At 59.2% G+C, this 13,595-nt stretch carries 12 protein-coding genes and 1 tRNA gene; 7 read left to right on the top strand and 6 right to left on the bottom strand.

Annotated elements, in window-relative coordinates:
- Nucleotides 1-7: 7 nt before the first annotated feature.
- Nucleotides 8-772 (bottom strand): hypothetical protein, encoded by a 765-nt coding sequence (locus tag BMS17_RS01615; RefSeq protein ID WP_077430267.1) that lies wholly within the window; start codon nt 770-772, stop codon nt 8-10.
- Nucleotides 773-1,839: 1,067 nt separating this feature from the next.
- Between BMS17_RS01615 and BMS17_RS01605 the strand changes: the two genes are divergently transcribed.
- Both BMS17_RS01605 and BMS17_RS01600 read left to right on the top strand, forming a co-directional pair.
- A complete protein-coding gene (locus BMS17_RS01605) occupies nt 1,840-3,840 on the top strand; it encodes a U32 family peptidase (RefSeq protein ID WP_046027515.1) in 2,001 nt (666 codons plus the stop codon).
- 185 nt (nt 3,841-4,025) lie between these two features.
- Nucleotides 4,026-4,649, top strand: coding sequence for an NIPSNAP family protein (locus tag BMS17_RS01600; protein ID WP_046027514.1), 624 nt, complete (start codon nt 4,026-4,028; stop codon nt 4,647-4,649).
- A 78-nt stretch (nt 4,650-4,727) separates the two neighbouring features.
- On the opposite strand, the gene BMS17_RS01595 is transcribed toward BMS17_RS01600, so the two are convergent.
- Nucleotides 4,728-4,815, bottom strand: a tRNA-Ser gene (locus BMS17_RS01595).
- Nucleotides 4,816-4,938: 123 nt separating this feature from the next.
- On the opposite strand from BMS17_RS01595, the gene BMS17_RS01590 reads away from it, so the two are divergent.
- Nucleotides 4,939-5,610: a Bax inhibitor-1/YccA family protein gene (locus BMS17_RS01590; RefSeq protein WP_027923729.1), complete on the top strand. Its 672-nt coding sequence runs from the start codon at nt 4,939-4,941 to the stop codon at nt 5,608-5,610.
- A gap of 59 nt (nt 5,611-5,669) precedes the next feature.
- Here BMS17_RS01590 and BMS17_RS01585 read toward each other — a convergent pair whose 3' ends face one another.
- Nucleotides 5,670-5,999 carry a YceK/YidQ family lipoprotein gene (locus tag BMS17_RS01585; protein WP_046027512.1) on the bottom strand — a complete coding sequence of 110 codons (330 nt, stop codon included), beginning with the start codon at nt 5,997-5,999 and terminating at the stop codon, nt 5,670-5,672.
- A 56-nt stretch (nt 6,000-6,055) separates the two neighbouring features.
- Nucleotides 6,056-6,493: an Lrp/AsnC family transcriptional regulator gene (locus BMS17_RS01580; protein ID WP_046027511.1), complete on the bottom strand. Its 438-nt coding sequence runs from the start codon at nt 6,491-6,493 to the stop codon at nt 6,056-6,058.
- Nucleotides 6,494-6,626: 133 nt separating this feature from the next.
- On the opposite strand from BMS17_RS01580, the gene BMS17_RS01575 reads away from it, so the two are divergent.
- Nucleotides 6,627-7,520 carry a DMT family transporter gene (locus tag BMS17_RS01575; RefSeq protein WP_077430265.1) on the top strand — a complete coding sequence of 298 codons (894 nt, stop codon included), beginning with the start codon at nt 6,627-6,629 and terminating at the stop codon, nt 7,518-7,520.
- 3 nt (nt 7,521-7,523) lie between these two features.
- Here BMS17_RS01575 and BMS17_RS01570 read toward each other — a convergent pair whose 3' ends face one another.
- Both BMS17_RS01570 and BMS17_RS01565 read right to left on the bottom strand, forming a co-directional pair.
- Nucleotides 7,524-8,567, bottom strand: a complete 1,044-nt coding sequence (locus tag BMS17_RS01570; RefSeq protein ID WP_077430264.1) for an FUSC family protein — start codon at nt 8,565-8,567, stop codon at nt 7,524-7,526.
- Between the two features lie 41 nt (nt 8,568-8,608).
- Nucleotides 8,609-10,234 carry an NADP-dependent glyceraldehyde-3-phosphate dehydrogenase gene (locus BMS17_RS01565; protein WP_077430263.1) on the bottom strand — a complete coding sequence of 542 codons (1,626 nt, stop codon included), beginning with the start codon at nt 10,232-10,234 and terminating at the stop codon, nt 8,609-8,611.
- 267 nt (nt 10,235-10,501) lie between these two features.
- Between BMS17_RS01565 and BMS17_RS01560 the strand changes: the two genes are divergently transcribed.
- The 3 genes from BMS17_RS01560 (at nt 10,502) to BMS17_RS01550 (ending at nt 13,588) form a co-directional block, all read left to right on the top strand.
- Nucleotides 10,502-10,891 (top strand): cytochrome c5 family protein, encoded by a 390-nt coding sequence (locus BMS17_RS01560; RefSeq protein WP_046027503.1) that lies wholly within the window; start codon nt 10,502-10,504, stop codon nt 10,889-10,891.
- Between the two features lie 19 nt (nt 10,892-10,910).
- Nucleotides 10,911-12,305: a D-arabinono-1,4-lactone oxidase gene (locus BMS17_RS01555; RefSeq protein WP_077430262.1), complete on the top strand. Its 1,395-nt coding sequence runs from the start codon at nt 10,911-10,913 to the stop codon at nt 12,303-12,305.
- A gap of 74 nt (nt 12,306-12,379) precedes the next feature.
- A complete protein-coding gene (locus BMS17_RS01550; protein WP_175649003.1) occupies nt 12,380-13,588 on the top strand; it encodes a DSD1 family PLP-dependent enzyme in 1,209 nt (402 codons plus the stop codon).
- Nucleotides 13,589-13,595: the final 7 nt, after the last annotated feature.

Below are 13,595 nucleotides of genomic sequence, written 5' to 3'. Positions count from 1 at the left end.
TTAAACGTTACTGAGTCACTGATTTACGCGTGCCGACGCTGATCTGGGCGGCAACCACCAGCAGGAGGATGACGCTCAGGAAGATCGCACTGGTCCAGGTAGCCCCCATGCCGAGGCCGCCATAGGTTTTGGATTGCGTCAGCAAGTCGCCCAGGGAGGCGCCGAAAGGTCGGGTCAGGATGTAGGCAATCCAGAAGGTCAGCACCACATTGCCGCCCATGCGCCAGGCTGCCAGTGTGGCAGCGATCAGCGCACCGAAGATGACGATGCCGAGGGTGAAACCCAGGCCGAGGGTTTCAGTGGCCAGATCGCCGGCCGCCGTCCCCAGGGCAAACGTGCAGAGCACCGTCGCCCAATAGAACAACTCCCGCCGTGGCGTGACAATTTCACGGATCGACAGGCTGCGCTCGATCCGGTACCAGACCAGAAAATTGACCGCCAGCAATACGGAAAACACCGCTGTGCTGGTGTAGAGACTGACGTCCAGGATGTCGGTCAGAATGTCGGTGATCTGCGTCCCGACGATGCTCACCAGCACCACGGTGAGCCAGTAGATCCATGGCGTATAGGCTTTGGTGCGCATTTGCCAGAACAGCGCAATCGCCAGCAATGTCGCCATGCCGATGCTGGTCCAGCCAGCGCCGAAACCGGCGTCCACGGCAAGAAAGTCCGCGCCGGTTTCACCCACGGTCGTGGACAAAATCTTGATCACCCAGAATGACAACGTGACCTCGGGCACTTTGTTGAGCCAACCGGCTGTGGCGGAATTCATGTGGATAGCCTCTCCTGAGCAGCGCTGAAAGTGCGCAGCGGAGAAGGTACGCAACGAAACTTAGCGCAGACTGAGGAGGGCGCCGAACTGACGGGCATTGCGTCGTGGTGGGGCTGATTTGGATCCAGAACGCGTCAGGACGGCGATGTAAGCCCCACGACATACGGCATGGAACCGCGAGCATTCAACTGAGTCAAAAAATGCAGCTTCTGAGCGGTTATAGGAGGGAGGTGCAATGGGAAGGCCAGCAATCATCAAGTTTTTTGCGGCTTACTTGTCCGTCTCTGCACTGATTGCATGGGGAGTAGCCGCGGCATCTCCCTGGATCGCTTCTCATGTTCTCTTGAAGTGGGTTTTTTAGCGCAGACGGGTCCACCACTGGTATCGAACGCATCCGATGCCTGCGACAGGTCTCCCGGTCATGCCGTCGAAGACCATGACGAGCTGACCCTGGAATATTCAGCCTGCAGGGTTTCAATGAGTTCAGCGTTCAGCCGTTCGCATTCTGCGTTGGCTTCCATCCGGGTCGGATAGCAGATTTTTAGCCTGCACTTACCTTCGTTGTCGTAGATGTCGAAATCTATAGGAGCGGTGGTGCAATAGAAGCGTGATCCGCTGCGTGCTGATCCTGTTTCCTTTGGTATTGAGGGAACAACAACGAATCTAGGCATCGGCTTTCCCCTGTCGTAGTAGCGTTTCAGTACTTTAAGAAGTAGCGGCTACTTGCCACTAAATCAAGCGACGTTGCGGGAATCCGATGAGCAACCCTTCGTAATCGAAACTCATTTTGATTGCCTTCGGATCATCGTGCCTGTTTTTGATGAATTCCCGATCAGCATCCACAAAGTTTGGGGTTATGTCTTGCAGGTTCGGTACGTTGGGCATGTCGGGGTAGGGCGCATGAGGCCCCACGGGCAGGCTGGTCTTGCTCCGCCAACCTCTGTGGCCAGGGCGCTCGTGAATAACAGCTGACAACTGCCTGTCAGCACCGAAACCCTTGACGTGTGCCCATCCAGCTTTTGGCCGCTACAATGCGCACCTCGACCGTGACAAACCAGATAAAAAATATGTCTCTGCCCAAGCATCACCTGGAACTGCTCAGCCCCGCCCGTGACGTGAACATTGCTCGCGAGGCCATCCTGCATGGTGCCGACGCCGTGTACATCGGTGGCCCGAGCTTCGGCGCCCGGCACAACGCCTGCAACGAAGTCAGCGATATTGCCCAACTCGTGGAGTTCGCCCGTCGCTACCACGCCCGCGTGTTCACCACGATCAACACGATCCTGCATGACAACGAACTGGAGCCGGCGCGCAAGCTGATCCACCAGTTGTACGATGCGGGCGTCGACGCGTTGATCGTTCAGGATCTGGGCGTGATGGAGCTGGATATCCCGCCGATCGAACTGCACGCCAGTACCCAGACCGACATTCGGACACTGGCGCGGGCAAAGTTTCTTGACCAGGCTGGCTTCTCTCAACTGGTGCTGGCCCGCGAGCTGAATTTGCAAGAGATTCGCGCCATCGCCGACGAGACCGATGCGGCGATCGAATTCTTCATCCACGGCGCGTTGTGTGTGGCGTTCTCCGGGCAGTGCAATATTTCCCACGCACAGAACGGTCGTAGCGCCAACCGTGGCGACTGCTCCCAGGCCTGTCGTTTGCCTTATACCCTCAAAGATGACCAGGGCCGCGTCGTCGCCTACGAAAAACACCTGCTCTCGATGAAAGACAACAATCAGAGCGCCAACATCCGTGCGTTGGTCGAAGCCGGTGTTCGCTCGTTCAAGATCGAAGGGCGCTACAAGGACATGGGGTATGTGAAGAACATCACAGCCTATTACCGTCAGCGTCTGGACGACGTGCTTGAAGATCGTCCGGACCTGGCTCGGGCATCCAGCGGCCGCACCGCACACTTCTTCGTGCCCGACCCGGACAAGACTTTCCACCGTGGCAGCACCGACTACTTCGTCAGTGAGCGCAAGATCGACATCGGCGCCTTCGATTCACCGACCTTCACTGGCTTGTCGGTGGGCGTGGTGGAGAAGGTGGGCAAGCGTGATTTGCAGGTGGTGACCTTTGAGCCGCTGTCCAATGGCGACGGCCTCAATGTGCAGATCAAGCGCGAGGTGGTGGGCTTTCGCGCCAACATCGCCGAGCCTAAGGGTGAGTTCCTCGAAGAGGGCCAGAAGCGCTATCGCTACCGTGTCGAACCCAACGAGATGCCGGATGGGATGTTCAAGTTGCGCCCCAACCATCCACTGAGCCGCAATCTTGACCATAACTGGCAGCAAGCCTTGCAGAAGACCTCTGCCGAGCGTCGTATCGGTTTGAGTTGGGTGGCACGTCTTGACGAGCAGCGCCTGCAACTGACCGCCACGAGCGAGGAGGGTGTCAGCGCCAGCTTGTCGCTGGACGGTCCGTTCGGTCTGGCCAACAAGCCGGAGCAGGCATTGGAGCAACTGCGCGATCTGCTCGGTCAACTGGGCACCACTGACTATCACGCCACCGCCATCGAGTTGATTGCACCCGAGGCGTTCTTCATTCCCAATTCGCAGCTCAAAGCCTTGCGTCGCGAAGTGATTGAGGCGTTGACCGTGGCCCGTCTGCTCGCTCACCCAAGAGGTCATCGCAAGGCCGAAACCACTCCGCCGCCGGTGTATCCGGAGTCGCACTTGTCCTTCCTGGCCAACGTCTACAACCAGAAGGCCCGGGACTTCTATCACCGCCACGGCGTCAAGTTGATCGACGCAGCGTTTGAGGCCCATGAAGAAACCGGGGAAGTGCCGGTGATGATCACCAAGCACTGCCTGCGTTTTTCCTTCAATCTGTGCCCCAAGCAAGCCAAAGGCGTCACCGGTGTGCGCACCAAGGTCGCGCCAATGCAACTGGTGCACGGTGACGAGGTGCTGACGCTGAAGTTCGACTGCAAACCTTGCGAAATGCACGTCATCGGCAAGATCAAGGGCCACATCCTTGACCTGCCACTGCCGGGCAGTGTCGCAGAACCGGTCGTTGGTTACATCAGTCCCGAAGACCTGCTCAAGACAATCCCCCGCGCGCCGCATTGAGTGACAGGCGAGTACGCCGCATCGAGTGATGGGCGTACTTGCTGCGTGAGGCTTGTCCGCTGACTGTTGCCATAAAGAAACTACCTAGAACACTAAGGTGATCGCTGTACCCCAAGGGGTTCGGCTCAATATTCGCCTTGGAGGCTCCGGGTTAGGCTAATGGCAACGAATGAGCGGAGCACGTCATGCGATTGTTTGAACTGATTACTTTTACGGTGCGTGTGCGAACCGTTGCAGATGCGCTGGGTTGCATCGAGGCCGCGCTGGCCAAGCCCGGGGTGGGCGGCACGCTGATGGGGTGTTGGGCGTCGGAAATCGGCCAACTGAATCAAATTGCCGTGCTGCGCGGCTATGCCGACGAAAGTCTGCGGCAAGCGGAGCGCGAGCGCTTCCTGTTGGAAGGCGAAGCATTCGGTATCAACGCCTTTATCACCGACCTGCGAATCGAAAACTACAGCTTGTTCCCGTTCCTCAATCCCCTGAGCGCCGGAAAACACGGGCCGTATTACGAAATGCGCGTGTATGACCTGGTCAGTTCCGGGCTGCAGCCGACACTCGATGGCTGGATAAAGGCCGTGGAACCGCGTACGGCCGAGCAGTATTCGCCAGTGTATGCGGCGTTTTATGCCACCGACGGTGCCTTGCCGCGCTACCTGCACATCTGGCCATGGTCAACCCTGGAACAGCGCCTGCAAGTGCGGACTCAAGCCGTGGAGGACGGTGTCTGGCCACCCGAGAATTCTGGTCCGCAACTGCGTGACATGCGCTCGACGATTTATCTGCCCGCGGCCTTTTCGCCATTGCAATGAAACGTGTGCGGTTATGGGTTGCACCAAACCCCAGAAACGACAAAGCCCTGAATAATCAGGGCTTTGTCGGTACAAATATGGCGGAGGCGATGGGATTCGAACTCATGGACCTGTTACAGTCGACGGTTTTCAAGACCGTTGCCTTAAACCACTCGGCCACACCTCCGTTTGCGTTGCGGGCGCCATAATACCTGAATGAAACACACTGTCAAACTCTCTACGTAGCTTGTTACAGAGCGTCTGTTATGATCTTTGCGACTGAACGTTTCAAACCAACAGGAGTGTCGCCATGCGCGAACAGGATTACGCAGTTAATAACAGCGTGCAGGCTGAGCAGCTAGAGGTTAGCCGCGTCCTGCGCAACACATACGGCTTGCTCGCTCTCACCCTCGCATTCAGCGGCGTGATGGCGTTTGTCGCTCAGCAGATGCGTGTCGGTTACCCGAACGTTTTCGTGGTGCTGATCGGTTTCTATGGCCTTTTCTTCCTCACCAACAAACTCCGTGATTCGGCCTGGGGCCTGGTTTCTGCCTTTGCCCTGACAGGGTTCATGGGTTTCCTGCTTGGCCCGATCCTCAACCGTTACCTGGGAATGCAGGGCGGCGCTGAAGTGGTCAGTTCGGCGTTCGCGATGACGGCGCTGGTGTTTGGTGGTCTGTCGGCCTACGTGCTGATTACCCGCAAGGACATGAGCTTCCTGGGCGGTTTCATCACGGCAGGCTTCTTCGTACTGCTGGGTGCGACGCTGGCGAGCTTCTTCTTCCAGATCAGCGGCCTGCAATTGGCGATCAGCGCAGGTTTCGTGCTGTTCTCCTCGGTCTGCATTCTGTTCCAGACCAGCGCCATCATTCATGGCGGCGAGCGTAACTACATCATGGCGACCATCAGCCTGTATGTATCGATCTACAACCTGTTCATCAGCTTGTTGCAGCTGTTCGGCATCATGAGCCGCGATGATTGATCGAAGGCCTTGAGTAAAAAACCCGCTTAGGCGGGTTTTTTATTGCCTGAAATCCAGGGCTACTCGGCAATGATAATGCTGCCATCGGTCTGTTGGCGGTAGATGGTGTAGGGCAGTAGCAAGGTGTCGAGCGCGCCGGACATGACCACGTCGATCAACACAATGGCTGGAGCATCGGTGTGATCTTGTGCATCCAGCCCCTTTTTCAGCGGCGCATTCAAACTGCAAAAATCATAGCTGACACCGCTGTAGATCCGCGGAATGGCGCCGCAATAGCTCTTCTGTTCCTTGAGACTGTTTGCCGCCACTTCGTCACCGCGCAAGGCCGATTGAATCGTGCCGCACCCCGCCAGCATCAGCGCTGCCAGTAGCATTGCCTGAATTTTCATGCCGCCAATCCTTCGCCGGAAAACCCCAATCTACGCCAGTGAGGCGCAAACTTCACTCAGGCCATCGGTGGCAACCGGCGTTTCACCGGGGTTTTCTTGACGATCGCCGTGTTGGTTTCGGCGTGGGTGTTGAGGCGGTCGAGCAGGGTGTCCAGTTGTTCCATCGAGCGCACGTGCAGGCGCGCGATGAAGCAGTCGTCGCCGGTGACTTTGTCGCACTCGGTGAACTCTGGAATGGCCTGAATTTGCCGCTCCACCTCTTGCAGCTGTCCCGGCAGCGGGCGAATCCGCACGATGGCCTGGAGTTGATAACCGAAGCATTTCGGGTCGATTTCAACGGTGTAGCCTTTGAGCACACCCCGTTCTTCAAGGCGGCGCAGACGCTCCGCGACGCTGGGCGAGGACAGGCCGCTGATGTTCGCCAAGGCCTTGAGTGAGCGCCGGGAGTCCTCCATCAATGCCGTGATCAGCACTTGGTCGATGTCGTCGGTCATGGCAATCCTCGTAAGGCAATTAAACAAAAACGCCTTGATAAAAAAGGCAGAAACCGAGTCTAGCCTGTTTTTTGCGCTGGAGAAGCCCACGGATGGATTGGCATACTTTGCGCTCAAACACAGGAGTCTGATGATGGACAAAACAATACGTCGCGGCTCATTCGAGATGAGCGCCGCCATGCTGATCTCCGGGACCATCGGCTGGTTCGTGCTGGTGTCCGGGCAACCGGTGCTGGACGTTGTGTTCTGGCGTTGCCTGTTTGGCGCCGGCACCTTGCTGCTGATTTGCGCGGCTTTCGGCTTTCTGCGCCCCGGCATTCTGACCCGCACCACGTTCCTGTTGGCCGTGCTCAGTGGCGTAGCGATCGTCGGCAACTGGGTGCTGTTGTTTGCCTCGTATTCGCGCGCCTCGATTGCCATTGGTACGGCGGTGTACAACGTTCAGCCGTTCATGTTGGTGGGCCTGGCCGCGTTGTTCCTCAATGAAAAAATCACCCTGCAGAAACTGTTCTGGCTGGGCATTTCCTTTCTCGGGATGCTGGCGATTGTCAGCGCTCATGGCGGGTCGGGCGAGGACGGCAATGATTACCTGATGGGGATTGGCCTGGCATTGGGCGCGGCCTTCCTTTACGCGATTGCCGCGCTGATCATCAAACGCCTGACCGGTACGCCGCCGCATCTGATCGCGTTGATCCAGGTCTGCACTGGTGTGCTGTTGCTGGCACCGTTCGCGCACTTTTCAGCGCTGCCGCAAGCGCCTGCTGCCTGGGCGAGCCTGGTGACGCTGGGCATCGTTCACACCGGCGTGATGTATGTGCTGTTGTACGGCGCGATCCAAAAACTGCCGACGGCACTGACCGGGGCGTTGTCGTTCATCTACCCGATTGCAGCGATTTTTGTCGACTGGTTTGCCTTCGGCCATCGTCTGGAGCCGCTGCAATGGGTTGGCGTGGTGGCGATTCTGCTGGCCGCCGCCGGAATGCAGCAGGGCTGGGGCTTCAAACAACGTAAGTTGGCGGCGCAGTAGGTGTCAGATGTTCCAGCGCGGGGCCGTTTTTGCCAGGCGCTGGCGCATCTCGCCGATGTTGGCGGCGAACTGGCGGGTCAACAAACGGTAACCGTCCAACGGGCTGTAAACCGGTGCCTCAAGACTTGACGCAGTTGGCAGGTCGACGGGGCGGCTCAGACGTTGGGATGCGCCGGTTTTCAAGGCCCGCGCCATGCCGATCAGTTGCACGCGAATGTGCCGATGTTCCTCGGTCATCGCCGATTGCAACTGCGCCACGGCATTCGGTTCGCTGGCATCCGGTCGGGTGTTGCCGAGGATTTCCAGGGTACTGACACACATCCGCAAGTTGCGCTGAATAGCGTCCAGTTCGGTCATGGAAATCTTCACTTCCTTGGACACCGACGGCATCAGCGAACGCAATTGCACCATCACCGAGTTCAGGCGACCCATGAGTTTGAGGTGTTCGTCATCGCTGACCGATTGGCCATTGATGATGCGCCCGTAGATCGTCGCGCAATCGCGCAGGGCATCGGCCAGGTTGTAGCGCCAGGAAAACACCGCATACAGCGGCAGCGCGAAGGAAAACGCCAACGCCAAGGCGATGCCGATCAGAATGTCGACCCCGCGCCACAGGCCATCCGTGACCGGGTTGTCGCCGTGCCCCGCGACGATAAATACCGTGATCGCCGCCAGCAACGCCGTGTAACCGCCCTTGCCGATGGCGTGATACGAAAAGAATCCGCACACCACCGACATCGCGAAATAGGTCAGCCAGGGCATCCCGAGCCAGGCCTGTTGCGCGACCAGCACCAGGCCGACGCCCGCCCCGATCAAGGTGCCAATGGCCCGCTCGGCGGCTTTTTTACCGATGTTGCCGTGATGCTGCAAACCCCCGATCACCACCAGCATCGTCACCGACGCCCATTCGCCGTGGGGCAGATGGATGCCGGTGGTCAGCAAAATCGTCGCCAGCAACCCGAGCGATACCCGCACTGCATGGATCAGTCTGGCGTGGCGATAGCGCCGATACGGGTCCAGCAACGGCCGTAGCAGTCGGCGCAACAGCGGTGGCAGTCGATGGCTGAACGTACTCAGGCTCGGTGTCCTCAGAAAATGTAATCGGTGGTCAGGAAACTCGAACTCCGTCCGCTGATGATCTCGCTGATCAAGTCTTTGTTGGTTTCCTGGAACTTGGTGGCCACCAGCGTGCGGATCGAAAATACCCGCAATGCATCATGCACCGACAGCGTGCCTTCGGCGGAGTTCTTGCGGCCGTTGAACGGGAAGGTGTCCGGGCCGCGCTGGCATTGTGCGTTGAGGTTGATGCGCCCGACCTGGTTGGCGAACGTGTCCACCAGCCGACCAACCGCAACCGGGTTAGTGCCGAAAATACTCAGTTGCTGGCCGAAGTCTGACTCCAGGACGTAATCGATGACGGTGTCCAGATGACGGTACGGCACAATCGGGATGACCGGGCCGAACTGTTCTTCCTGATAGACACGCATTTGCGTCGTCACCGGGTACAGCACCGCCGGGTAGAAGAACGACGCGCGGGCTTGACCGCCATTGGGGTTGACCACCTTGGCCCCTTTGCTTTCGGCGTCCGCCACCAGCGAATGCAGGTAATCGACTTTGCCCGACTCCGGCAACGGCGTCAGCGCCACGCCGCTGTCCCACGGCATGCCGGGTTTGAGGCTGGCGAGTTTGGCGTTGAATTTTTCGATGAACGCCTCGACCACGTCCTCATGCACAAAGAGAATTTTCAGCGCGGTGCAGCGCTGACCGTTGAACGACAGCGAGCCGGTCACCGCTTCGCTCACCGCGTTGTCCAGATCGACCTCCGGCAAGACGATGCCAGGGTTTTTCGCGTCGAGGCCCAGCGCCGCACGCAAACGGTGTGGTTTGGGGTGGAGTTTTTTCAGGTCGCTGGCGGCCTTGTTGGTGCCGATGAAGGCAAATATGTCGATCTTGCCGCTGGCCATCAGGGCGCTGACAGTCTCGCGGCCGCTGCCGTAGATCACGTTGATCACGCCGGCCGGGAAGCTGTCGCGGAACGCTTCCAGCAGCGGGCGAATCAGCAACACGCCAAGCTTGGCCGGTTTGAACACCACGGTATTGCCCATGATCAGCGCCGGAATCAGCGTGGTGAAGGTTTCATTGAGCGGGTAGTTGTAAGGGCCCATGCACAGTGCAACGCCGAGCGGGACGCGGCGGATCTGGCCGAGGGTGTCCTGTTCCAGTTCAAAACGGCTGGAGCGGCGGTCGAGTTCCTTGAGTGCATTGATGGTGTCGACAATGTAGTCGCAGGTGCGGTCGAACTCTTTTTCCGAGTCCTTGAGGTTCTTGCCGATCTCCCACATCAGCAACTTGACCACCGCGTCACGCTGTTGGCGCATGCGTCCTAAAAAGGCTTCGACGTGCTGGATGCGCTCGGCCACACGCATGGTCGGCCACAGGCCTTGACCACGGTCATACGCACGGACGGCGGCGTCCAGGGCGACCAGCGCGGTGTCGGCGTCAAGCAACGGCGTGCTGCCGAGGATCACTTGCTCGTCGCCATTGGCGCCACTCAGGTACACCGGGCTGCGGACCTGGGCTAGCGGCCCGTTCCAGGTTCTCAGTTCGCCATCGACCAGGTACTCACGTTGCTCGGTCTGGCCGTCTAGCCGGTACTTTTCCGGGATGTCGGCGTGGCTCGGGAACAGGTTGTCGAGAATGTTGGCTGTGGTCATGTCGCTACCCCCTCTGGATTGGGTGATGCAGTGATGAATCGTTTTAGCAGACCTCGGCCTCGCTTGTCATGACTCATCTCAGCGTTTTGCCGCACAGCGTGATTAACCGCGAATTTACCAACGTGTTCGGTCATGGCCTCAGAAGCCCCCATTGTTGGCCCCCAATGCCCTCAACCCGCCCACGCGGGGTGCCTTAGTGTTGACCCGTGCTTGATCACAATAAAAAAGGTGCACCCGGCTGTCCGGGCACCCCATGAGAGGACCGCCATGCGGGCAAGCCGATTCACTGAAAAGCCTAGCCTTTGTTTTGCCTTGGTGGGGGGCGTCTTCGCGGCGTTGCTTGCGGGGTGTGGCGAAGAGCCGAAAAACCCGACAACCCGCAGCGAAGCGGCCACCGCCAGGCCCGCCGACGCCGAGCTGGCGCAGGTCTACGACAACAGCTGCAAGCTGTGCCACGCCAACCCGGCGGCCGGGGCGCCGCTGACCGGCGACACGAAAGCCTGGGAACCGCGAGTCTTGCAAGGCGCCGACACGCTGCTCGATCACGCGATCAACGGCTTCAACGGCATGCCGCCGATGGGGATGTGCATGCAGTGTTCGCAAGAACAGTTCCTGGCGCTGATTGCCTTTATGTCCGGCCAGCAAATCCAACAATAAGAACGGCAGGGTGCGATTCATGACGATGGACCTGACACGGCGTCAGTTGTTGCAACGGGCGAGCGTCATTGGCGCTTTCACTGCGCTCGGCTCAACGCCTGCGCTGGCCGAACTGCTGCGCGCGCCGCGGCTGATTCCCTGGCGCAACTGGTCGGGGGGCCAGAGTTGCCTGCCGGCGGCGCGGTTGGCGCCAAAGAATCTGGATGAGCTGATGCAAGTGGTGCGCCAGGCGCCCGGCAAGATTCGCCCGGTGGGTTCGGCGCATTCGTTCAGCGCCTTGGTGCCCACCGACGGCACCTTGCTGTCGCTGAGTTATTTCACCGGTTTGCTCGATCACGACGCGAAAACGCTGCAAGCCGAGTTCGCCGCCGGCACCCCGATGTCGCGCATGGGCACACCGCTCAAAGACATCGGCCAGGCCCTGCAAAACATGGCCGACATCGATTACCAGACCCTCGCGGGCGCGATCTCTACCTCGACCCACGGCACCGGCAAGAACTTTCAATCCTATTCAGCCCACGTCTGTGGCCTGCAATTGGTGACCGCCACGGGCGAGGTTCTGGACTGCGACAGCACGCGTCATCCAGAGGTGTTCAGCGCGGCGCGGGTGTCGCTCGGCGCGCTTGGGGTGGCCACGAAAATTCGCCTGCAAAACCGCCCGGCGTATCGGTTAAGGGAGCGCCAATGGATCGCCAAGACCGAAGAGTTGCTGGAAGACCTCGACAAAAACACCCGGGAAAACCAGCACTGGGAAATGCTCGTCGTGACCCATTCCGACTACGCCTTGTCTATCGCCCTGAACGAAACCACCGACCCGGCCACACCGCCGATCCCGGCGGATGAGGAGGGCGGCAACGAGTTCGTGACCTTGATCGAGAAGATCGACAAGTACGGCAGCGACTTCCCGGACCTGCGCCGCACGATGCTCAATAACCTGCGTCACCTCGCCAGTTTCGATGACCGGGTAGGCGACTCGTTCGACATCTACGCCAACGTGCGCACGGTGCGTTTCAACGAAATGGAATATTCGGTGCCGGCCGAACACGGCCCGGCGTGCCTGCGCGAGATTCTCAAGCTGATTCAGGACAAAGACCTGCGCACCTGGTTTCCGATTGAGTACCGCTACGTCAAAGCCGACGACATTCCCTTGAGCATGTTCGAGGGACGCGACAGTTGCTCGATTTCGGTCCATCAGCATTACCAGATGGATCATCACAATTTCTTTGCCGCCGTCGAACCGATTTTCTGGAAGTACAACGGCCGGCCGCACTGGGGCAAGTTGCACACCCTCAACGCGAAAACCCTGCAGCCGCTGTACCCGCGTTGGCCGGACTTTATTCAGGTCCGGCAGGAACTGGACCCCAGCGGCAAATTCCTCAATGCGCATTTGTCATCGATTCTGGGGGTGAACTGATGGCAGTCAATCGGCGTCATTTTTTGATGGGAGCCGCCGGTGTCGGCGTGTTGTTGGCAGGTGTCGGCACCTGGTTGCGGCCGGGTGATCGGGGCGCGCCGTACAGTGATTATTTCCGTGCGCTGAACACCGAACTCAAGGATCACGGGCCCATGCGCCCGGTGATGTTGATCGACCTTGACCGACTCGATCACAACATCGATGCGGTGATGCTGTCGGTCAAACGTGGTGGCAAGCACCTGCGACTGGTGGAAAAGTCACTGCCGGCGCCGGGGCTGCTGGCCTACATCGCCAAGCGCGCCGGCACGCAACGCTTGATGTCGTTTCATCAACCGTTTCTCAACCATGACGCGGTGCAGTTTCCCGAGGCCGACATTCTGTTGGGCAAGCCGCTGCCGGCGCGTTCGGCCCAGCTGTTTTATCAGTCGCACAAGGGGCCTTTCGACCCGGCGAAGCAATTGCAGTGGTTGCTCGATACGCCGGAACGCTTGCAGCAATACCTGGCGCTGGCCCAAGGCTTGGGTACGCGATTGCGGGTGAACATCGAGCTGGATGTCGGGCTGCATCGCGGTGGTGTCAGTGAGGTGGGGGTACTCGGGCAGATGCTGACGCTGATCAGCCAGAACCCGCAGCACCTGGAGTTTGCCGGGTTCATGGGCTACGACCCGTTCGTGGGCATGGGCGTGCCGGGGATTCTGGGCTCGCCCGAAGAACTGTTTGCCAAGGTGATGGTGATTTACAACCGCTGCGTCGACTTCACCCGTCAGCAATACCCCGGTTTGTGGCACGACGGGCTGACCCTCAATACGGCCGGCAGCCCGAGCTATCGCATGCATGAACACGAACAGCTCAGCACTGAAGTGTCGGTGGGCACGGCGATGCTCAAGCCCACTCACTATGACCTGCCGTCACTGGTGGAGCATGTGCCTGCGGCGTACATCGCCACGCCCGTGTTGAAAAGCACCGGGGCGGTGGAGATTCCGGCGCTGGATGACAAGTCCAGGCTGTTTTCCTGGTGGGACACCAATCAGCGCGAGACTTTTTTTATCTATGGAGGCAACTGGATGGCGGAGTTCGAGTCGCCCTCGGGGTTGCAGAGTAACGGGGTGTATGGCCGCAGCTCGAATCAGGAAATGGTCAATGGTTCGGCAGCGGTGGGGCTTGGGGTTGAGGATCAGGTGTTTTTGCGCCCGACCCAGACGGAGTCGGTGTTGTTGCAGTTTGGGGATTTGCTGGCGGTGCGGGGTGGTCGGATCGTCGACACCTGGTCGGTGTATTCCTGAAGGATTT

The organism is Pseudomonas sp. C9, assembly GCF_002000165.1.
Classification (GTDB): Bacteria; Pseudomonadota; Gammaproteobacteria; order Pseudomonadales; family Pseudomonadaceae; genus Aquipseudomonas.
Note: the sequence above shows the minus strand (reverse complement) of the source record. Positions and strands in the feature narration are given on the sequence as shown.

What these genes read in the sequence shown, in the direction of transcription:
- BMS17_RS01615 (WP_077430267.1), bottom strand. Translation starts at nt 772, where the DNA reads ATGAATTCCGCCACAGCCGGTTGGCTCAACAAAGTGCCCGAGGTCACG.
- BMS17_RS01605 (WP_046027515.1), top strand. Translation starts at nt 1,840, where the DNA reads ATGTCTCTGCCCAAGCATCACCTGGAACTGCTCAGCCCCGCCCGTGAC.
- BMS17_RS01600 (WP_046027514.1), top strand. Translation starts at nt 4,026, where the DNA reads ATGCGATTGTTTGAACTGATTACTTTTACGGTGCGTGTGCGAACCGTT.
- BMS17_RS01590 (WP_027923729.1), top strand. Translation starts at nt 4,939, where the DNA reads ATGCGCGAACAGGATTACGCAGTTAATAACAGCGTGCAGGCTGAGCAG.
- BMS17_RS01585 (WP_046027512.1), bottom strand. Translation starts at nt 5,999, where the DNA reads ATGAAAATTCAGGCAATGCTACTGGCAGCGCTGATGCTGGCGGGGTGC.
- BMS17_RS01580 (WP_046027511.1), bottom strand. Translation starts at nt 6,493, where the DNA reads ATGACCGACGACATCGACCAAGTGCTGATCACGGCATTGATGGAGGAC.
- BMS17_RS01575 (WP_077430265.1), top strand. Translation starts at nt 6,627, where the DNA reads ATGGACAAAACAATACGTCGCGGCTCATTCGAGATGAGCGCCGCCATG.
- BMS17_RS01565 (WP_077430263.1), bottom strand. Translation starts at nt 10,234, where the DNA reads ATGACCACAGCCAACATTCTCGACAACCTGTTCCCGAGCCACGCCGAC.
- BMS17_RS01560 (WP_046027503.1), top strand. Translation starts at nt 10,502, where the DNA reads ATGCGGGCAAGCCGATTCACTGAAAAGCCTAGCCTTTGTTTTGCCTTG.
- BMS17_RS01555 (WP_077430262.1), top strand. Translation starts at nt 10,911, where the DNA reads ATGACGATGGACCTGACACGGCGTCAGTTGTTGCAACGGGCGAGCGTC.